The organism is Micromonospora sp. MW-13 (assembly GCF_003434305.1).
Lineage (GTDB): Bacteria > Actinomycetota > Actinomycetes > Mycobacteriales > Micromonosporaceae > Micromonospora.
This window is the reverse complement of the sequence record NZ_QKKX01000030.1, coordinates 163,125-182,503: the sequence shown is the minus strand read 5'-3', so window position 1 is coordinate 182,503 and position 19,379 is coordinate 163,125. Positions and strand designations below refer to the sequence as shown.

The following is a 19,379-nucleotide window of genomic DNA, read 5'->3' as shown; positions in this document are numbered from 1 at the left end:
CGGGTCGTGGGCGGCTCAGTGGGTGCGGCGGACCTCGTAGCCGGGGCCCTCGGAGTGCGCGGCGACGAACTCCTGGCCGCGCATCCGGCACCAGGCCGGGATGTCGACGGCCGCCGCCGGGTCGTCGGCGAGGACCCGCAGCACCGCACCGACCGGCAGCTCCGGCAGCCGGCGGGCCAGCCCGATCACCGGCAGCGGGCAGCGCTGACCCCGACAGTCCAGCACCTCGGCGGGGGCGGTCGGTGCCGCCGGCCTGGTCACCTCGTCCGGCCCGGTCACAGCCCCACCACCCCAGCCTCGGCGCGCAGCTCCGTGACGATCCCCGGCAGCTCGGCGAGGAACCGCTCCACCTGCGCCGGGGTCGTCTCCCGGTGCAGCGACACCCGCACGTTGCCGTGCGACAGCACCCCCATCGCCTCCAGCACGTGCGACGGGCGCAGCGTCGACGACGTGCAGGACGAGCCCGAGGAGACCGCGAACCCCCGGCGGTCCAGCGCGTGCAGCAGCGCCTCGCCGTCGACGTACAGGCAGGAGAAGGTGACCAGGTGGGGGAGCCGGTCGACCGGGTCGCCGACCACCTCCACGTCCGGCACCTCGGCCGCCACCCGGGCCCGGATCAGGTCCACCAGCGGGGCCAGCCGGGCAGCCTCGGCCGCCGCGTCGGCCGCCGCCGCGCGCAGGCTCGCCGCCGCCGCCACCACCGCGGGCAGGTTCACCACCCCGGGGGTACGCCCCGACTCCCGCTCGTCGGCCGGCCACGGCGACTCCCACCGGGTGCCCTTGCGCACCACCAGCAGCCCGACGCCGGGCGGGCCGCCCCACTTGTGCGCGCTGGCGGTCAGCACCGACCAGCCGCCCGGCACCGGGGCCCGCCCGACGAGCTGGGCCGCGTCGACGTACAGCGGCACCCCGGCGGCGGCGCACGCGGCGGCGGCCTCGGCCACCGGCTGCACGGTGCCCACCTCGTGGCTGGCCCCGATCAGCGCGGCGAGGGCCACGCCCGGCGCGGCGACCGCCGCAGACCAGGCAGCCACCTCGACCCGGCCGAGCCGGTCCACCGGCACGCAGGTCGCCGTGCCGCCGGCGGCGACGTGCCGCTCGGCGGCGTGCAGCACGGCTGAGTGCTCGATCGCGGAGTGCACCAGAGCGCCGCCCACCCGGCGCCGCCCGGCCAGGCCGCCGAGCACGGCCGAGTGCGCCGCGGTCGTACCGCTGGGGGTGAAGGACAGCTCGTCGGCGCGGACGCCGAGGGTGGCCGCGGCGGCCTCGCGGGCCGCGTCGAGCAGTTGCCGGGCCCGGCGGGCCTGCGTGTAGAGCCTGGCCGGATCGGCCCAGCCGTCGTCGAGGGCGGCCAGCAGGGCCTGCCGGGCGACCGGGTGCGGCGGCGCGGCGGTGGCCGCGTCCAGGTAGACCGAGGGTGCGCTCACGGCTCCGACGCTATCGCGCCGGTATGCCCAAGATCCCCCCGATGGGGGCGGACGGCCACCCCAACACGGTCAGGCCCGTCATGGTCGAGTAATCTGCGACCGTCGGTGACGCCTTTGCCGCTGGTACGGGGACAACAACCACCGCGGCGCGCTAGGGAGGCAGGACCAGGTGGTCGCAAGGAGTTCGGAGGTACGGCCGTCGGCCGTACGGCACAGCGCTTCCCCGGGAGCCGGTGGACGCCGGCGGCGTGGTGCTGGTCGGCTCGCCGGGCTCGGCCTCGGCGGCGCGGCGCTGCTGGTCCTGCTCACGGGCTGTGACGTCGGCAAGACCTTCGCCGGCTTCGGCTGGCCGCAGGGCGGCATCTCGCCCGAGTCGCACCGGATGTACAACCTGTGGATCGCGTCCTGCATCGCGGCGCTCGCGGTCGGCGTGTTCGTCTGGGGCCTGATCTTCTGGTGCGTGGTGCGCTACCGGAAGCGGGGCAACGACCTGCCGGTGCAGACGCGCTACAACCTGCCGATGGAGTTCCTCTACACGATCGCCCCGATCCTGATCGTGTCGGTGCTCTTCTACTACACGGCGGTCGTGCAGACCGACGTGACGAAGACGACGAAGAACCCCGACATCACGGTCGAGGTCATCGCCTTCAAGTGGAACTGGCAGTTCAACTACCGCGACGGCCAGGGCAAGGACGCCAACACGGTGGCCTCGGTGCTCGGCACCAGCGAGGTCATCCCGATCCTGGTCCTGCCGACCGACCGGTCCATCCGGTTCGAGGAGCACAGCAAGGACGTCGTCCACTCGTTCTGGGTGCCGGAGCTGCTGTTCAAGCGGGACGTCATGCCGGGCAACGTTCGCAACGTCTTCGAGGTCTCCAGCCTCGACGCCGAGGGCGCGTACGTCGGTCGCTGCGCCGAGCTGTGCGGCAGCTACCACGCGTTCATGAACTTCGAGCTGCGGGTCGTCTCCCCGCAGCAGTACGACCAGTTCCTGGCCGCCAAGCGGGACGGCAGGTCGACGCAGGAGGCGCTCACCGCGATCGGCGAGGACCCGTACGCCTCCACCACCGTGCCGTTCAAGACCCGGCGCGACACGGCCAACTTCAACCCGGACGACGTCACCGCCGGCGCGGGAAGCTGAGGGAGCGGGCATGAAGACCGAGTGGCGTATCTTCCTGGTCATCGCCGGGTTCCTCTTCGGCACGACGGTTCTCTACGGCGCCTGGACGTACGGCGACTCCGGCGGCCGGGTCGAGTGGGTCGGCACCGTGGCGCTGCTGCTGTCGTTCCTGCTCTGCACGATGTGCGGCGGCTTCTTCTGGTTCGTCTCCCGCCGCATCGACCTGCGTCCGGAGGACCGGCCGGACGGCGAGATCGCCGACGGCGCGGGCGAGATCGGCTTCTTCAGCCCGGGCAGCTACTGGCCCATCGGGCTGGCGTTGGCCGCCGCGATCGCCGGCCTCGGCCTGGCGTTCTGGCAGTTCTGGCTGATCGGCCTGGGCCTGCTGGCGGTCGTCTTCGCCGCCTGCGGCCTGCTCTTCGAGTACTACACCGGCACCCGGCGCACCGCCGAGCACTGACCGGCGCCCCGGCAACACGTCAGGAAGCCCGCACCCCGTTCCAGGGGCGCGGGCTTCCTGCCTGTCCGGCCCCGCCTCTGGTCGGGCGCGCTTCTGTCCGGCCCGCCTCTGGTCGGTCCCGTCGTGTTGATCGACTCGGTGTGCGGCATGTCGCGCCTTCGTAGACGCAGCAAGGAGCGTTGTGCGGCAACTGGAGTGGATCTTCGCCGGAACCCCGCCGGGCTGGTCAGGGCAGGTCGCGGGCGGGGCGCGGGTCGGTCAGGCGTCTGCTGGCCGGGGTGAGGTGCTGGTCAGGCGGCGTGGCGTCGGGACGCGCGGTGGCGGCGGCCGGTGAGCCGGGTGGCCGGGAAGGTGAACGTGGCGATCAGCACGGCTGCGCCACAGCCGGTGCAGGCCAGCTCCGGGCAGTCGGCGCCGTGGCCGTCGGCGCAGGGCGGCGCCTCGAACGGCTGCACGCCCCCGCAGGTATCGCAGTAGAGCTCGCGGTCCGACACGGGCGTCTCCTCTGGTTGCTGGACGCCGTCGTGGTCGCGCGGTGCCCGCCGGAGCGGCGGGACCGGGGACCCACGGGGACGTCGGCCGGCGTGGTGGCCGGTGGCCCGTCCGGCGGGCGGTGGCCGGACCGGGCATCGGAAAATCACTCGGATGTAGTTTCCCACGGAGGTGCGACACGTTCGGCGAGGGCCGTGGGTGCACCGACGGCTGCGGCCTACGCACCGAGGGCTACCGGCCGACCTGCCGGTCCGGTCCGCCGGCCTACGCACCGAGGGCTACCGGCCGACCTGCCGGTCCGGTCCGCCGGCCTACCACCGCTCCGGTCCGCCAGCCCGGCTGCCGCTCCGGCCTACCGCTGCCCCGGCCGCTGCTCCGGGGCTACCACCGCTCCGGGCCTAGCGCCGACCCGGCTGCCGCTCCGGGGCTACCGCCGACCCGGCCGCCGCCGCGGTCCGCCGGGTCGATCCCACACCGACGGCTGCGGTCAGTTGTCGGATGTGGGAGGGCTGGTCGGTGCGCGCCGACCAGCCGGCGGGCGGTCAGGCGGAGCGGGTGACCTCGATCCAGCGGTCCAGCGTGGCGGCGGCGGCGCCGGAGTCGATCGACTCGGCGGCCCGGGTCATCCCGGCGCGCAGCGCCTCGACCAGGTCGCCGTCGAGCGGGCCCTGGGTGGCCAGCGCGGCGGCGGCGTTGACGAGCACCGCGTCCCGCACCGGGCCGGTCTCACCGGCCAGCAACCGCCGGGCCACGTCGGCGTTGTACGCCGCGTCCCCGCCCCGCAGGTCGGCCAGGGTGGCCCGGGGAACCCCGAGATCCACCGCGTCCAGCAGCGCCTCCCTGACGGTGCCTGCCTGCGCCACCCAGACCCGGGTGGGTGCGGCGGTGGTGAACTCGTCGAGGCCGTCCTCGCCGCGCAGCACCAGCACCGAGTCGCCCCGGGCGGCGAAGACGGCCGCCATCACCGGCGCCATCCGCAGGTCGAAGCAGCCGACCGCGCCGGCCCGGGGCCGGGCCGGGTTGGTCAGCGGGCCGAGGAAGTTGAAGAAGGTCGGTACACCAAGCTCACGCCGGGTCGGGCCGGTGTGCCGCATGCCCGGGTGGAACCGGCCGGCGAAGCAGAAGCCGATGCCGGCCTCGGTCACGCACCGGGCCACCCCCTCCGGGGCCAGGTCGAGCGGGACGCCGAGGTACTCCAGCAGGTCGGCCGTACCGCACAGGGACGAGGCGGCCCGGTTGCCGTGCTTGACCACCCGGACCCCGGCACCGGCCACCACGAGGGCGGCCATGGTCGAGATGTTGACGGTGTGGGCGAGGTCACCACCGGTGCCGACCACGTCGAGCGCGGACGCCCGCAGTTCCTCCGGCAGTTCCACCGGCAGCGCCTCGCCGAGCATCGTCTCGACCAGCCCGGCCAGCTCGGCCGGGGTCTCGCCCTTGGCCCGCAGCGCGACGGCGAAACCGGCGATCTGCGCCGGAGCCGCCGAGCCGGCCATGATCTCGCCCATCGCCCAGGCGGTGTCAGCGGTGGCGAGTTCCTCACCGCGCAGCAGCGCGGAGATCAGGTGCGGCCAGGTCCGTTCGCCCATGGCGGGCCTCCCGAGCGGGCGTGGGGATGCGGGGGACGGGGTGCGACCGGCGCGGGCCGGCACGTCGGGCCGGGCGTCACCGGTGGCGCCCCGCCGGGGCGTGGCTCGGGCCGGAGTGGCTCGGGCCGAAGTGGCTCAGGCCGAAGTGTGGCTGCGCAGCAGGTCGGCCACGGTGGCGCCGGTGGTCACCGGGTCGAGCGGGTGCACCAGGGTGGCGTCGACCTCGGCGTACGCGGCCAGCCAGCGGTCGGCGGCGCGGGCGATCACCAGGCAGGTCGGGGGGGCGTCGTTCCGGTCGTCCTTGATCTGCCGGGCGATGCCGAGGCCGCCGCCGGGGCTCGCCTCGCCGTCGAGCAGCATCAGGTCGATCTCGTACTCGTCGACCAGCCGGATGCACCCGGCATAGTCGGACGCGTCGACGAACTCGATCTGCAGCCCGGGGGCGGGCCGGGTGCCGACGGCCAGCCGCATCCGGTCGCGGACCTGCGGGTCGTCGCTGTAGAGCAGGACGGTGCAAAGACGATCGCTCATCGCTGGCTGACTCCCACCTCGTAGCTGCCCGCTGATCGTACCCGCCGCCGCAGGCCGGTCGACCCCGCGCCCACGCGGCGCGGCCGGCGTACCGGAAAGGGCTGGTCAGGCTGCTGTTTCCGCCGCCTCCGCGGCGCGCTGGCGGGCCTCCTGGCGGTCCAGCTCGCGGTCGAGCCGGCGGGCCTCCCGCTCGGACTGGCGCACCCACTGCACCACCAGGACCGCGAGCATCGTCACACTGACGAACTCGCCGCCGGCCCACAGGATCCCGCCGGCGACCACCTGGTCGTCCCAGGGGTTGGACCAGGTCAGGTTGAGCGACGGGTACCAGTCGCCGCCGAAGAGCGTGGTGCTCTGCATGATGGTGAGCCCGAGCACGGTGTGGAACGGCACCGACAGCACCATGAGCAGCGCCCGGGCCGGGTACGGCCACCGGCCGGGCAGCGGGTCCAGCCCGAGCAGCGGCCAGAAGAACACGCAGCCGGTCATGATGAAGTGCGCGTGCACCACCTCGTGCGCCCAGGCGTGTTCGAGGGTGTAGCGGTACAGGTCGGAGAAGTAGAGCGCGAACGGGTTCACCACGAAGATGGCGAACGCCACCAGGGGGAAGCTGTAGATCCGGGCGATCCGGCTGTGCACGATCGCCAGCAGCCGCTTGCGCGGGCGGACCGGCAGGGTGCGCAGGGCCAGGGTGATCGGCGCGCCGAGGGCCAGGAAGATCGGCGAGACCATCGACAGCACCATGTGCTGCACCATGTGCACCGACAGCAGCGCGGTGTCGTACGCGTGCAGGCCGCTGACCGTGACCACGGCGATCCCGCCGAGGCCCGGGCCGAGGAAGAACACCGTGCGGGCGACCGGCCAGCGGTCCCCGCGTAGCCGGAGCCGGTGCACAGCGTAGAGGTAGAGCCCGGCGGCGAGCACCAGCCCGAGGGCCAGCCAGCTGTCCAGCCGGGTCTCGGTGAACACCCGGGCCACGGTGAACGGCGGCGGCAGCGGGTCGCCGCCGGCGGCCAGGGCCGGCGGTGCGGCGACCGCTGAGGTGGCGGCGAAGATCGAATCGACGTGCAGCACGCTTTTCAGGCTAGGCCAGGCGAACCGGACCGTCACGATCGGGCCACCCGTGCCACCGGTTTGGCCCCCCGCTGATCGCCGGCCGTGGTCAGGGGCAATAATGACCGCGTGACTGCGGCCCCAGCCATTGACAAGAGCCGGATCCACTCTCTGACGCGGCCCAACATGGTCAGCGTCGGGACGATCGTGTGGCTCTCCAGCGAACTCATGTTCTTCGCGGCGTTGTTCGCGATGTACTTCTCCATCCGCGCGGCGGCGCCGGAGCAGTGGGCGAAGCACACCGAGCTTCTCAACATCCCGTACGCGACCACCTTCACGGTGATCCTGGTGTTGTCCTCGGTGACCTGCCAGCTCGGTGTGTTCGCCGCGGAGAAGGGTGACGTCCACGCCCTGCGGCGTTGGTTCACGATCACCTTCGTGATGGGTCTGATCTTCGTGCTCGGTCAGGTGAACGAGTACCGGACCCTGGTCCACGAGGGCGTGAAGATCAACGCGGACGGGTACGGGTCGATGTTCTACCTGACCACCGGTTTCCACGGCCTGCACGTGACCGGCGGTCTGGTCGCCTTCATCATCTTCATGGTCCGCACGACCATGGGCCGGTTCACCCCGGCCCAGGCCACGTCCGCGATCGTCGTGTCGTACTACTGGCACTTCGTCGACGTCGTGTGGATCGGCCTCTACGCCATGATCTACTGGCTTCAGTGATCTTGGCGCGTCACGAACCGCGCCGCTGCCCCGTCCCCTGAGACAAGGTCCCACCGGTTAAGGACACAGGTCATGACTTCTGACAACGACCGCCGACGCGGTCTGCTCGCGCGGCTGCGCGGCGAGCGGTCCGCAGCGCGCAGCAGGGGCCGCCGCCGGCTGGGCGCCGCGGTCCGGCTGATCGCCGCGCTGACGCTGGCCGGCGGCGCCTACACCGTCTTCGCCCCCGGCGTGCAGGCGCAGGAAAACCCGCCGCTCACCGGCGCCGCCGCCGAGGGCAAGGCGCTGTTCGACGTGAGCTGCGTGTCCTGCCACGGTCGCAACGCGCAGGGCGTCGAGGGTCGTGGCCCGAGCCTGATCGGCGTCGGCGCGGCCTCGGTCGAGTTCCAGGTCAGCTCCGGCCGCATGCCGATGGCCCGCCAGGAGGCGCAGGCCATGCGCAAGCCGCCGGTGTTCACCGACGAGGAGGTCCGCCAGCTCGGCCAGTTCGTCCAGGAGCTCGGCGGTGGCCCGCAGGTCCCCGAGGGCGACCTGCGCGAGGGCGCCAACCTGGCGACCGGCGGTGAGCTGTTCCGGATCAACTGCTCGCAGTGCCACGCCTTCGGCGGTGGCGGCGGCGCGCTGTCCTCCGGCAAGTTCGCGCCGAGCCTGCGCCCCGCCAGCGACCGGCAGATCTACGCCGCGATGCTGAGTGGCCCGCAGAACATGCCGGTCTTCGGGGACAACCAGATCACCCCGGAGCAGAAGGCGGACATCATCGCCTACATCCAGGGCACCCTGAAGGCCGACCAGGACCAGGGTGGCTTCAACCTCGGTCGGTACGGGCCGTCCACCGAGGGCCTGGCGATCTTCCTGGTCGGCATCGTCGCGCTCGTCTTCGCCAGCCTGTGGATTGCGGGCAAGTCGTGACCGAGCGGATCATTCGATTCAGCGCTGTGGTGCCGCAGCCCGGCACCGCCCGTAGCGAGGTGACGGCATGAGCACCCAGACCGAGCACCAGGCCCCGCAGGGCCCGGAGCCGCTCGACGTTCACGACCCGCGGCTGAGCCGGTTCGACATCGTCCGGGAGGGCGCGCGTCGGGACGACATCGAGATCGTCCACTACGAGGAGCAGGTCGTCCCCGGTAGCCGGGCGGAGCGGCGGCTGACCCGCACGGTCGCCTCGTTCTTCCTGCTGACCGGCCTGGCCGCGACCGCCTTCCTGGCCGTCTACATCTGGTGGCCCTGGGAGTACGCGCCGGGCTCGGGCGGGGACAAGTACTACACCCCGCTGCTCGGCCTCACCCTCGGCCTGGCGCTGCTGGGCGTCGGCTTCGGCATCCTGACCTGGGGCAAGAAGTTGCTGCCCAAGGAGGTGTCGATCCAGGACCGGCACGTGGAAGACCCCGACGCGCCGGAGAGCCGCAAGATCACCGGCGAGACGATGCTCTACCTCGCCGACGAGCTGGGCGTGAAGCGCCGTCCGCTGCTGGGCATCTCGCTGCTGGCCGGCCTGGTGCCGGTCGGCGCGGTCGCCGCGGCGCCGCTGGTCGGTGGCCTGATCTCCAACCCGCACAAGAACAACCAGATGTTCACCACCGGCTTCGCCCCGGCCGCCGGCAAGAAGATCCGGCTGGTCCGCGAGGACGGCCGGCCGATCCGCCCGGCCGACATCAGCGCCGGCGGCCAGCTCACCGTCTTCCCGGGCATCGAGCACGGGGTGAGCAACCGGCACGCCGACTCCCCGACGCTGCTGATCCACCTGCGGGAGTCGGACGCCCAGAAGTCCCGCGAGGCCAACCAGCGGATCGGCCACGCGAACTTCATGTGGGGCAACTACGCGGCGTACTCCAAGATCTGCACGCACGCGGGCTGCCCGGCGAGCCTGTACGAGCAGCAGACCAACCGCCTGCTCTGCCCGTGCCACCAGTCCCAGTTCCTGATCACCGACAACGCGCGGCCGGTCTTCGGCCCGGCCAGCCGGCGGCTGCCACAGCTGCCGATCGAGGTGGACGAAGAGGGCTTCTTCGTGGCGCGGTCGGACTACACCGAGACCGTCGGGCCTGACTTCTGGGAGCGGCCGTGAAGCGTCGTAAGTTGGACATGGCGTCCGTGCCGGGCAAGGCCGCGGTGGGGGTGGACGAGCGGTTCCAGGTCTCCACCCCGCTGCGCAAGCTGCTGAACAAGGTCTTCCCGGACCACTGGTCGTTCCTGCTCGGCGAGATCGCGCTGTTCTCGTTCGTCGTGCTGCTGCTGACCGGTGTCTTCCTCACCTTCTTCTACGAGCCGGCGATGACCGAGGTCGTCTACAACGGCAGCTACGCCCCGCTGCGGGGCACGCCGATGTCCGCCGCGTACGCCTCCAGCCTGGACATCTCGTTCGACGTCCGCGGTGGCCTGATCATGCGGCAGATGCACCACTGGTCGGCGCTGCTGTTCATGGCCGCGATCGTCGTGCACATGCTGCGGGTCTTCTTCACCGGCGCGTTCCGCAAGCCGCGGGAGACCAACTGGATCATCGGCTCGCTGCTGTTCTGGGTCGGCTTCCTGGCCGGCTTCACCGGCTACTCGCTGCCGGACGACGGCCTGTCCGGCACCGGCCTGCGGATCGCCTCCGCGATCATGCTGTCGATCCCGGTGATCGGCTCCTGGGTCACCTCGTCGGTCTTCGGCGGGGAGTTCCCGGGCGACATCATCATCAGCCGGTTCTTCATCGCCCACGTCCTGCTCGTCCCGGGTCTGCTGGTGGCGCTGATCAGCGCCCACCTCGGCCTGGTCTTCAAGCAGAAGCACACCCAGTGGCCCGGCCCCGGCCGGACCAACGACAACGTGGTCGGCGAGCGGATGTTCCCGCGGTACGCGCTGAAGCAGGGCGGCTTCTTCATGGTCGTCTTCGGCGTGATCGCCCTGATGGGTGGTCTGTTCCAGATCAACCCGATCTGGTACTTCGGCCCGTACGAGGCGTGGGTGGTCTCGGCCGCCAGCCAGCCCGACTGGTACGTCATGTTCCTGGACGGTTCCACCCGCCTGATGCCGGCCTGGGAGATCAACATCCCGATCGGCGACGGGTACGTCATCCCGCCGCTGTTCTGGCCCACGGTCGTGCTGCCGGGCATCCTGGTCGGCCTCTCCACGCTCTACCCGTTCGTGGAGGCCCGCCGGCTCAAGGACACCCGCAGCCACAACCTGCTCCAGCGCCCCCGGGACGTCCCGGAGCGGACCGCGATCGGCGCGATGGCGGTGTCGTTCTACGTCGTGCTCACCCTCTCGGGCAGCAACGACGTGATCGCGGACAAGTTCCAGATCAGCCTGAACGCGATGACCTGGGCGGGCCGGATCGGCCTGCTGGTCCTCCCGCCGCTGGCGTACTACGTGACGTACCGGATCTGCCTGGGTCTCCAGCAGCACGACCGGGAGGTGCTGGCCCACGGTGTGGAGACCGGCATCATCCGGCGGCTGCCGGACGGCCGGTTCGAGGAGGTCCACCAGCCGCTCACCGCGGCGGGCCACGACGGCCACGGCGAGCTGGACTACGTCGGCTGGGTGGTGCCCAAGAAGATGAACCGGCTCGGCGCCCTCGGCCCGGCCGTCCGGGGCTTCTTCTACCCGATCGAGAAGCCGGCCGAGGCGCCGGTCTCGCCGGGGCACCCGCCGGTCGAGCCCCGGCCGGAGCGGGAGGAGATCGGCAGCGGCGAGAGCCGCCGCTGACCCGCCCGAGACACCCGCGCGTGGCGCCCGTCGGATCCCTCCGGCGGGCGCCACGTCCGTTTCCCGCCCCCGGGCGACCGCCGCCCGCTGTCCGCCGCCCCGGGCCCCACGCCGGACCGGTCGCCGATCCGCAGGGTTAATCCGGGTCAGCCGGGTATCCGTGCGGTCCAACGACAAAAGGGGGGGAAACATGTTGGGTCTCAAACGCCTCGGACTGCTCGCCACCCTGGTGGTGGTCGGGCTGGCGCCCGCGACGGCGGCGCAGGCCGCGGCGCAGCCGTCGACGCAGGACACCCAGTACCTGCAGGCGCTGCACCAGGTGAACCTGACGGAGATCGAAACCGGGAACCTGGCGCAGCAGAAGGGCCAGAACCAGCAGGTCAAGGACCTGGGTGCCCAGTTCGTCACGGACCACACCCAGCTGGACCAGACGGTACAGAGCACCGCGCAGCAGCTCAACGTCCAGCTGCCGAACGCGCCGAACGCCGACCAGCAGCAGGTCGTCGACAGGCTGAAGAACCTCAGCGGCGCCGAGTTCGACAAGGCGTGGGTGACCGCCGAGCTGGCTGGCCACGTCCAGGCCATCCAGGCCACCCAGACCGAGATCTCGCAGGGCTCCGAGCAGTCGGTGGTCCAGCTGGCCCAGAACGCCCTGCCGGTGCTCCAGGCGCACTACGACGCGCTGGTGGCCCTGGCCCAGACCCTGGGCGTCCCGGTCCCGCAGACCAGCGCCAGCGGCACGCCCAGCCCGGGTGGCAGCGCCACGACGCCGGCCCCGGGCGGCACCGAGTCGCCGACTCCGGGCGGCACCGAGTCCCCGACTCCGGGCGGCACCGAGTCCCCGGCCCCGGGCGGCACCGAGTCGCCGGCTCCGAGCGCGAGCTGACGTCGTAGCACCGCCGGTAGCCAGCCCATCTGTCGGTGGGCTGGCTACCGCCGTGCGTGGGGCGGGTCAGTCCGCGCTGGCCAGGCCGATCGCGAACGCCTCCTCCAGGTCGTGCCGGGAGTACGCCCGGAAGGCGATGTGCGACTCCGTGTCCAGCACGCCCGGCACCTTGGAGATGCTGCCGGCGATCACCTGGGCGATCTCGTCGAACTCCCGGACCCGCACGATGGCGATCAGGTCGCGATGCCCGGCCACGGAGTAGACCTCGCTGACCCCGGGCAGGTTGGCCAGGTTCTCGGCCACCTCGGGGATCGAGTCGGTGGCGCAGTCGATCAGTACGATCGCGGTGATCACGGGTCCGCCCTTCGTCGTGCGTCCACTCCCGCCGGTCGGCGTCGATCACCATGCTAGAGGCCACCCGATCCGCCCGGACCGGGGACGGCGGGTCGTCACGGGGTGAGCCGCCGGGCCGTGCTCAGCGGGGCGCGGCCGGTACGGTCAGGCCCCCCGCCGCGCGGACCACCCCGGTCAGGTGCTCCCCGGCGGCCACCTCGGCGCCCGGCCAGACCACCGAGCGGGTCACCTCGCCCCGCACCGTCGCCCCCGCGCCCACCACCGCCTCCCGGCATCGCCCGGTCACCGTGGCGCTCGGGTCGACCAGGTTGCCGCCGCCCGCGGCGTGCAGGTTCGCCGCCAGGTAGTCCGCCGGGGTGCCGGTGTCGTAGAAGGTGCCCCGGTACGGCACCACGGTCAGCGCCCCGGCCGCCTCGGCCGGCCGCCACACCGCCCGGACCAGGTCGCCCGGCGCGACGGGCAGGCCCCGCACCAGCCGCCAGGGCAGCAGCGAGAAGCCGACGAACCGGTGGCCGTCGAAGGTGCCGGGGGCGGCCGGGTCGTCGGCGGGCTGGCCGAGCAGGCGCACGGTCTCGCCGTCCCAGCCGGCCAGCAGGGCGGCGACGTCCGGGCCCGGCGCGGCGGCGGGATCCGCCAGGTACGCGTCGGCGTTGCCGACCAGCACGCCCCGGCCGGCGATCCAGTTCCGCAGGTTCGCCACGCCGCCGGCCGTGCCGAGCGGGTCGCCGGGCTCGACCGACAGGTGGGCCCGGCCGGCGACGTGCGCGACGACCTGGTCGCCGAGGTAGCAGGCGTTCACCGCGACCCGGGCCGGACCGGTGAGGCCGAGCCCGGCCAGCCGGGCCAGCGCCCGGTCCAGCAGCGGGGTGTTGCCGACCGGGCAGAGCGCCTTGGGCAGCCGCTCGGTCAGCGGGCGCAGCCGGGTCCCCTCGCCCGCGGCGAGCACCACCGCGCAGACCTCCGGCCCGCCTCCGGCGGGGCCCGGCGTGGTCGCGGCGGTGGGGTCGCCGGACCGGCCGGTCGGGGCACCGACGGGGCCGGCGCCGTCCGCCGGGCGGGCGGCACCGGACGCCGGGACGGTCACGCCGTCGGGCGGGGCGGCGACACCTCGCCGGCCCGTGGCCCGATGCCGTAGTGGCCGAGCAGGTTCGCCGTCGCCCGGCTCAGCCGGGGCAGGTCGTCCAGCGGGTGCCAGGCCGCCTCGAAGACCTCCGCGCCGTCGACCTTCAGCTCCGTGGTCGACGCCGGAACCTCCGTCTCGAAGACCACGTCCACCCAGCCCTTGGCGTGCACCAGCGCGTTCGGCACCGCCGGCCGGAGCCGGTCCGGGGCGAGCCGGACCCCGGACTCCTCGAACAGCTCGCGTGCCGCGCCGACGATCGGGTCCTCGCCGCGTTGCAGCAGCCCGGCCGGGAGCGTCCAACTGTGTCCCGGCGGCTGGCGCAGCAGCAGCAGGCGGCCGGGGCCGTCGGCCTCGGTGTCGCGGACCAGGGTGACCGCCCCGACGATGTACTTCGGTGTGGCGAGCCGGACCAGCCGGCGCCGCACCGACACGGGCAGCCGGTAGAAGAGCTGGTAGGCGAAGGCCCGTCCGGTGGCGCGGGAGCGGGGGATCATGGGTCCAGGCTAGTGGCCGGCGTGGGCCGCGCCGGCCACCGGGGGGAGATCGGTCACTGTCGGTGGTCCACCAGGTCGATGAGCTGGCGTACCACCGCGTCGGGCTCGATGGCCCGGTCGAAGACCGCCACCAGCAGGGTCTCCAGGTCGGGATAGCCCAGTTCCTCCGACAGCCGCAGCAGCGGCAGGTCGTTGGCCAGCCCCCGGTCGTGCTTGCGCAGCGCCAGCCCGATGGTGGCCCGGCCGAGGCGGACCTTGTCCGCGATCGAGATGCCCGGCTCGGTGTGCTCGGCGAACCAGCGGTTGATCTGCATCTGGGCGTGCGGGGACTTGACGAAGCCGAGCCACTCCCTGCGGGGGCCGCGAGGGGCGACGTCCGCCTCGAAGCCGGTCTCGGCGTCGGACTCGGTGAAGATCTCCACCACGTCGCCCTCGTCCAGCTCGGAGGAGAGTGGGGCCAGCCGGCCGTTGATCCGGGCCGCCAGGCAGCGGTCGCCCCGGTCGGGGCCCAGCTCGTACGCCACGTCCACCGGGGTCGCCCCGGCGGGGAGGACCACCTGCCGGCCCTCGGCGACCACCTGGACCTGCGCCTCGGCGAGGTCGCAGCGCAGCGACTGGAGGAACTGCGCCGGGTCCGCGGCCTCCTGCTCCCAGTCGAGCACCCGGCGCAGCCAGTCGAGCTGCTGGGCGCGGGTGGCGGCGGCCCCGGCGGTGCGGGGGAACCGGAAGTCGGCGGCGATGCCGTACTCGGCGGAGCGGTGCATCTCCTCGGTGCGGATCAACACCTCGACCGTGCGGTTCTTCGGGCCGCACACGGTGGTGTGCAGCGAGCGGTAGAGGTTGTTCTTGGGGGAGGCGATGAAGTCCTTGAACCGGCCGGGGACGGGCCGCCAGAGGCCGTGCACCGCGCCGAGGGCCGCGTAGCAGTCGGTCGCCGGACCGTCCACCACGATCACGATCCGGGGCAGGTCGTACGGGGTGCCGTGGCCGCCGCCGACGGTGTCCTTCCAGATCGAGTAGAGGTGCCGGGGGCGGGGGGCCACCATGGCGTCGACCCGGCTTCGGCGCAGCGCCACCTTCGCCTTGGCGACCACGTCGCCGAGGTACGCGTCCCAGCCGGGCCGGTCGTGCACGAACCGGGCGATCCGGGCGTGCTCGTCGGGCTCCAGGTGCAGCAGCACCACGTCGTCCAGCTCGCGTTTGAGGGTCTGGATGCCGAGCCGGTCGCAGAGCGGGACCAGCACCTCCAGGGTCTTGCGGGCGATGCGCTCCCGCGACGCGGCCGAGCGGACCCCGAGGGTGCGCATGTTGTGCAGCCGGTCGGCCAGCTTGATGATCAGCACCCGGACGTCCTTGCCGGCCGCGATGATCATCTTGCGGGTGGTCTCCGCCTCGGCGGCCTTGCCGTAGAACGCCTTGTCGAACTTGGTCACCCCGTCGACCAGGTGGGCCACCTCGCCGCCGAAGTCCTCCGCGAGGGCCTGGAGGGTGTAGCGGGTGTCCTCCACCGTGTCGTGCAGCAGCGCGGCGACCAGGGTGATGGCGTCCATGCCCAGCTCCGCGCAGATCTGGGCGACCGCCAGCGGATGGGTGATGTACGGCTCGCCGCTCTTGCGGAACTGGCCGCGGTGCATGTTCTCCGCGATCGTGTACGCCCGGCGCAGCACCGACGGGTCGGTGCCGGTGTGGATCGCCCGGTGGGTGCGGACGAGCTGGGTGACCGGGTCCGTCTCGGCGCTCGGCCAGCTCAGTAAGGACCGCAGCCGACGGGCCAGGGGTAGTTCACCCGGCTGGGTCGGGAGCGCGCCCCCCAGGGCGGCGCCGTGTCCGGCGTCGACGTCCACGAGGGACACCTCCTCACCCCGGCTCCACAGCCGCCGGGCACGGCAACCGGGAGCAGGCCCACGAAACGGGCACTACTGCACTTCCTTAACAGCCTAAGCGAGTCCGGGTCGTCCGATCGGTCACTTGGTCATGAGCGTTCGGTCGAGAGTTGGTGGGACGAGGCGCCCTCGGCCTTGCTGAGCAGGTCACGGAATCGGCCCGCACCGGCCACCGGAGACGACCAGCCGGACGACATCTCCACCAACCGGGTCTCGGGTCGCTCCAACCAGGACAGGATCCGCTCCGACTCCTCGGCGGAGGCCCGAGGCACCGGGCCGTGCCCGGGCGGGACCGTCTCGGCCGTCGCCCGGATCGCGTACAGCGTCGGTCGCGGGTGGACGCCGGGCGGCGAGACCCCGGCGCCGGCGAGCCGGCCGTGCCGGACCAGGGTCAGCTCCCAGCCGCCCCGGGCGGCCGGGCGGGCGGCGGCCAGCTCGGCGATGCCGGCGAGCGCGGCCAGCCGCTGCATCCGTACCGTCGCGCGCAGCACCGCGGCGAGCCGCGAGCGCACCACGGCTGCCTCCTCGTAGCGCTGGTCGGCCGCCAGCGTCTCGATCCGGGCCAGCAGGGCCTCGACCACGGACCCGGGGTCGCTGGCCGTGGCGGTGCGGAACGGCGCGACCGCGCGGTCGTCGTACTCCTGCGGGGTGATCCGGTGCTCGCAGGGCGCCGGGCAGCGACCCAGCTCGGCCAGCGCGCAGGCCGGGGTGACCGTGCGCAGCGACAGCCGGTGCGTGCACTGGCGCAGCGGCACGGCGTCGTGGAAGCCGGCGGCGGCCAGCTCGGCCGCCCGTCGGGAGCTGAACGGCCCCAGGTACGCCTCGTCGCCGGGAGCCAGCGACCGGACCACCGACAACCGGGGGTACGGCCCGTCGGTGAGCTTGAGCCAGACCATCCGCTCGGGGTACTTCGACCGCCGGTTGTACGGCGGCGCGTGCGCGGCGATCAGCCGCAGCTCGCGCACCTCCGCCTCCAGCGAGTGGGCGCACTCGACGGCCTCCACCCGCTCGGCGGCGGCGAGCATCTCGGAGATCCGGGCCCGCTTCTCGGCGGCGGTGAAGTAGCTGCGGACCCGGGTGCCGATGTCGCCGGAGGTGCCGACGTAGAGCGGCCGGTCGTCGGCGGCCCGGAAGATGTAGACCCCGGGGACCTTCGGCAACCCGTCGGCGAGGTGCCGCTTGCGCCGCTGGGTGGGGGTGACCGCCCGGGCGAACTCGATCGCCTCGCCGACCGTGTCGACCCGGTGCCCGCCCAGCCGGGCGATCAGCCCGTGCAGCACGTCGACCGTGGCCTTGGCGTCGTCGAGGGCCCGGTGGGTGGGCTGGGTGGCGGTGCGGAAGTACCCCGCCAGGGTGCCCAGCTTGCGGTTGGGCACCTCGTCGCGGGTGAGCACCCGGCGGGCCAGCGCCGCGGTGTCCAGCACCCGGGGGTTCGGCCAGCGGTAGCCGTGCCGCGCGCAGGCCGCCTTGAGGAAGCCGACGTCGTACGGCGCGTTGTGGGCGACCAGCACCGCGTCGGTGACGAACTCCAGGAAGCTCGGCAGCACCTGCTCGATCGGCGGGGCGGGGATCAGCATGGCCTGGGTGATCCCCGTCAGCACGGTGATGAACGGCGGGATCGGCACCCCCGGGTTGACCAGGGTGGCCAGCACCCCCAGCTCCTCGCCGCCGCGCACCTTGACCGCACCGATCTCGGTGATCCCGCCGCCGTCCGGCGCGCCGCCGGTGGTCTCCAGGTCGACCACCACGAAGGTCGTCGCGTACAGCGGCAGGGCGGGGTCCACCCCGTCGCCGGCGGCCCGGTCCAGCCCGGCCAGCGCCTGCTGGACGTACTCCTGTCGTACCACCTGCGGCACGCTAGTCCGCCGGTGCGACACTTACGCATCAGCGGCCCCAAACGTCACCACTGGTCTAGGATGAGAGATCGGCTCACTCACCGGGCGGTGGGCCCGGTCGCGGTGGGAGACTTGCCACATGCCCCTCACCGAGCCGTACGACGACAACCTCCCGGGGGAGGTGTCGGCCGGCGCCGTGCGTCACACCGGTGAGGACTCCCCGGACATCGACCGCACGTCCGAGGTGGTGGCGGCCGAGCCGGAGCCGACGCTGCCGGAGTCGGTACGCCAGCGGATCGTCGCGCTCACCGCCGCCGTGCTGCCGGTCCTGCCCGGCGACGAGGTGCCGGTGCCACTGCGCCGGGTGGCCAAGTTCGCCCCCAACCGCCGGGCCCGGCTCGGTGCGCCGGTGATCGCCGCCCAGCTCACCGCCGACCCGCTGTTCCGGCAGCGGATCACCGCCCGGGTGCTCGCCGACGCCGGCGACCTCGGCGCCGCCGTGGTCGAGGGCACCGCCCCGGCCGCCGCCGACCCGGTCGAGGTGGCCGCCCTGGCGTACCTGGCCCGGCCCCGGGGCTGGCGCGAGCTGATCGAGGCCAGCGGCGCGGCGGTGCGGGCCGAGGCGGACCGGGCCGTCGTCGACGAGCTGGTCCGCGAGGCCGAGCAGCGGGCCACCCGGGCCGAGCACGACCGGGCGGTGGCCCGGGTGGAGGCCGACAAGCTCCGCGACGAGTTGGCCCGGGTCCGCGAGGAACTCGGCCAGCTTCGCGAGGAGAGCCGCCAGCTCGCCCGTACGCTGCGGGAGACCCAGGCCCGGGAGCGCAGGGCCGGCGAGCTGCTGGCCACCGAGCGGGGCCGGGCCGCCCGGGCGGGGGCCGACGCGGACGCCGAACTGCGCCGTGCCCGGGCCCGGCTGGCCGAGGCCGAGGCGGCGGCCGGCGTGGCCCGGGCCAGCGCCAAGGAGGCCCGCTCGGTCGACGACGCGAGGCTGTGGCTGCTGCTGGAGACCATCGGGCAGGCCGCCGTCGGGCTGCGCCGCGAGCTGGCGCTGGACCCGGTCGACCGGCTCCCCGCCGACTTCGTCGCCGACGCCTTCGCCGACCAGTCGGCGGCCACCCCGGCCGGTGCCGCCACCCGGGCCCGCGACACCGACGACCCGGCCCGCCTCGACCAGCTCCTCGCGCTGCCCAGGGCGCACCTGGTGGTCGACGGCTACAACGTGACCAAACGCGGCTTCGGCGAGATGTCGCTGGAGCAGCAGCGCAAGCGGCTGATCACCGGGCTGGGCGGGATCGCGGCCCAGACCGGGGACGAGGTCACCGTCGTCTTCGACGGCGCGGAGCGGATGCACGGCCTGCCGCCCACCCCGCGCGGCGTGCGGGTGCTCTTCTCCCGCAAGGGCGAGACCGCCGACGAGCTGATCCGGCGGCTGGTCCGGGCCGAGCCGGCCGGCCGGCCGGTGGTGGTGGTCTCCTCCGACCGGGAGGTCGCCGACGGGGTGCGCCGGCACGGCGCGTACCCGCTGGGCGCCGACTCGCTGCTGCGCCGGCTGGCGCGTTCCTGATCCGGGGCGCTTGAACGCATCTGGGCCGTAGCGAGCCGGTTGTCCGATTCTGTCGTACCCCTGGCGTAGCGTCGGGATGACCGACGGTGGCCGGGCGGCGACGACGGGCGAGCTGGCGACGACGTGGTCGACCAGGTCGGGTCCCGCCCGCC

19 protein-coding genes are annotated in these 19,379 nt (G+C 73.4%); 8 read left to right on the top strand and 11 right to left on the bottom strand.

All coding sequences use genetic code 11. From position 1 onward, the window contains the following. Positions 1-15: 15 nt before the first annotated feature. Complete coding sequence (locus C5N14_RS16450; RefSeq protein WP_243639661.1) at positions 16-279, bottom strand: sulfurtransferase TusA family protein; 264 nt, start codon at positions 277-279, stop codon at positions 16-18. Continuing rightward, complete coding sequence (locus C5N14_RS16445; protein WP_117668958.1) at positions 276-1,427, bottom strand: cysteine desulfurase family protein; 1,152 nt, start codon at positions 1,425-1,427, stop codon at positions 276-278. The genes C5N14_RS16450 and C5N14_RS16445 overlap by 4 nt, the downstream gene beginning before the upstream one ends. A gap of 169 nt (positions 1,428-1,596) precedes the next feature. Here C5N14_RS16445 and coxB point away from each other — a divergent pair, with 169 nt between their 5' ends. Next, complete coding sequence (gene coxB / locus C5N14_RS16440; RefSeq protein WP_117668957.1) at positions 1,597-2,568, top strand: cytochrome c oxidase subunit II; 972 nt, start codon at positions 1,597-1,599, stop codon at positions 2,566-2,568. A gap of 10 nt (positions 2,569-2,578) precedes the next feature. Then, positions 2,579-3,007 (top strand): cytochrome c oxidase subunit 4, encoded by a 429-nt coding sequence (locus C5N14_RS16435; protein ID WP_117668956.1) that lies wholly within the window; start codon positions 2,579-2,581, stop codon positions 3,005-3,007. 290 nt (positions 3,008-3,297) lie between these two features. On the opposite strand, the gene C5N14_RS16430 is transcribed toward C5N14_RS16435, so the two are convergent. The 4 genes from C5N14_RS16430 to C5N14_RS16415 all read right to left on the bottom strand — a co-directional run bounded on the left by C5N14_RS16430 (position 3,298) and on the right by C5N14_RS16415 (position 6,693). Continuing rightward, on the bottom strand, positions 3,298-3,501 hold the full coding sequence (locus C5N14_RS16430) for a hypothetical protein (RefSeq protein WP_117668955.1): 204 nt from the start codon (positions 3,499-3,501) through the stop codon (positions 3,298-3,300). A 540-nt stretch (positions 3,502-4,041) separates the two neighbouring features. Next, on the bottom strand, positions 4,042-5,088 hold the full coding sequence (gene trpD / locus C5N14_RS16425; RefSeq protein WP_117668954.1) for an anthranilate phosphoribosyltransferase: 1,047 nt from the start codon (positions 5,086-5,088) through the stop codon (positions 4,042-4,044). A gap of 135 nt (positions 5,089-5,223) precedes the next feature. Then, positions 5,224-5,619, bottom strand: coding sequence for a hypothetical protein (locus C5N14_RS16420; protein ID WP_117668953.1), 396 nt, complete (start codon positions 5,617-5,619; stop codon positions 5,224-5,226). Between the two features lie 105 nt (positions 5,620-5,724). Further along, a complete protein-coding gene (locus C5N14_RS16415) occupies positions 5,725-6,693 on the bottom strand; it encodes a cytochrome c oxidase assembly protein (protein WP_117668952.1) in 969 nt (322 codons plus the stop codon). A gap of 108 nt (positions 6,694-6,801) precedes the next feature. On the opposite strand from C5N14_RS16415, the gene C5N14_RS16410 reads away from it, so the two are divergent. The 5 genes from C5N14_RS16410 (at position 6,802) to C5N14_RS16390 (ending at position 11,974) form a co-directional block, all read left to right on the top strand. Continuing rightward, a complete protein-coding gene (locus C5N14_RS16410) occupies positions 6,802-7,401 on the top strand; it encodes a heme-copper oxidase subunit III (RefSeq protein WP_117668951.1) in 600 nt (199 codons plus the stop codon). Positions 7,402-7,473: 72 nt separating this feature from the next. Further along, positions 7,474-8,310: a cytochrome c gene (locus C5N14_RS16405; RefSeq protein WP_117668950.1), complete on the top strand. Its 837-nt coding sequence runs from the start codon at positions 7,474-7,476 to the stop codon at positions 8,308-8,310. A gap of 67 nt (positions 8,311-8,377) precedes the next feature. Then, a complete protein-coding gene (locus C5N14_RS16400) occupies positions 8,378-9,466 on the top strand; it encodes a ubiquinol-cytochrome c reductase iron-sulfur subunit (protein WP_117668949.1) in 1,089 nt (362 codons plus the stop codon). Further along, positions 9,463-11,088, top strand: a complete 1,626-nt coding sequence (locus tag C5N14_RS16395) for a ubiquinol-cytochrome c reductase cytochrome b subunit (protein WP_117668948.1) — start codon at positions 9,463-9,465, stop codon at positions 11,086-11,088. Before C5N14_RS16400 ends, C5N14_RS16395 begins: the two co-directional genes overlap by 4 nt. A gap of 190 nt (positions 11,089-11,278) precedes the next feature. After that, positions 11,279-11,974, top strand: coding sequence for a DUF4142 domain-containing protein (locus tag C5N14_RS16390; RefSeq protein ID WP_117668947.1), 696 nt, complete (start codon positions 11,279-11,281; stop codon positions 11,972-11,974). Between the two features lie 66 nt (positions 11,975-12,040). On the opposite strand, the gene C5N14_RS16385 is transcribed toward C5N14_RS16390, so the two are convergent. The 5 genes from C5N14_RS16385 to C5N14_RS16365 all read right to left on the bottom strand — a co-directional run bounded on the left by C5N14_RS16385 (position 12,041) and on the right by C5N14_RS16365 (position 17,675). Then, entirely contained in the window at positions 12,041-12,328 is a 288-nt protein-coding gene (locus tag C5N14_RS16385) for an Lrp/AsnC family transcriptional regulator (RefSeq protein ID WP_117668946.1), read from the bottom strand. A 121-nt stretch (positions 12,329-12,449) separates the two neighbouring features. After that, positions 12,450-13,277: a sugar phosphate nucleotidyltransferase gene (locus C5N14_RS16380; RefSeq protein ID WP_117668998.1), complete on the bottom strand. Its 828-nt coding sequence runs from the start codon at positions 13,275-13,277 to the stop codon at positions 12,450-12,452. 131 nt (positions 13,278-13,408) lie between these two features. Continuing rightward, positions 13,409-13,945, bottom strand: a complete 537-nt coding sequence (locus C5N14_RS16375) for an NUDIX hydrolase (RefSeq protein ID WP_117668945.1) — start codon at positions 13,943-13,945, stop codon at positions 13,409-13,411. A gap of 53 nt (positions 13,946-13,998) precedes the next feature. Next, positions 13,999-15,789, bottom strand: a complete 1,791-nt coding sequence (locus C5N14_RS16370; RefSeq protein ID WP_117668944.1) for a bifunctional (p)ppGpp synthetase/guanosine-3',5'-bis(diphosphate) 3'-pyrophosphohydrolase — start codon at positions 15,787-15,789, stop codon at positions 13,999-14,001. A 128-nt stretch (positions 15,790-15,917) separates the two neighbouring features. After that, a complete protein-coding gene (locus C5N14_RS16365; protein WP_117668997.1) occupies positions 15,918-17,675 on the bottom strand; it encodes a DEDD exonuclease domain-containing protein in 1,758 nt (585 codons plus the stop codon). A 214-nt stretch (positions 17,676-17,889) separates the two neighbouring features. Here C5N14_RS16365 and C5N14_RS16360 point away from each other — a divergent pair, with 214 nt between their 5' ends. Beyond that, positions 17,890-19,227 (top strand): NYN domain-containing protein, encoded by a 1,338-nt coding sequence (locus tag C5N14_RS16360; protein WP_371685856.1) that lies wholly within the window; start codon positions 17,890-17,892, stop codon positions 19,225-19,227. Positions 19,228-19,379: the final 152 nt, after the last annotated feature.

Bases quoted from the DNA above. Each gene is read 5' to 3' on its own strand.
- trpD (WP_117668954.1), bottom strand. From the start codon at position 5,088: ATGGGCGAACGGACCTGGCCGCACCTGATCTCCGCGCTGCTGCGCGGT.
- C5N14_RS16420 (WP_117668953.1), bottom strand. From the start codon at position 5,619: ATGAGCGATCGTCTTTGCACCGTCCTGCTCTACAGCGACGACCCGCAG.
- C5N14_RS16390 (WP_117668947.1), top strand. From the start codon at position 11,279: ATGTTGGGTCTCAAACGCCTCGGACTGCTCGCCACCCTGGTGGTGGTC.
- C5N14_RS16375 (WP_117668945.1), bottom strand. From the start codon at position 13,945: ATGATCCCCCGCTCCCGCGCCACCGGACGGGCCTTCGCCTACCAGCTC.
- C5N14_RS16405 (WP_117668950.1), top strand. From the start codon at position 7,474: ATGACTTCTGACAACGACCGCCGACGCGGTCTGCTCGCGCGGCTGCGC.
- C5N14_RS16435 (WP_117668956.1), top strand. From the start codon at position 2,579: ATGAAGACCGAGTGGCGTATCTTCCTGGTCATCGCCGGGTTCCTCTTC.
- C5N14_RS16400 (WP_117668949.1), top strand. From the start codon at position 8,378: ATGAGCACCCAGACCGAGCACCAGGCCCCGCAGGGCCCGGAGCCGCTC.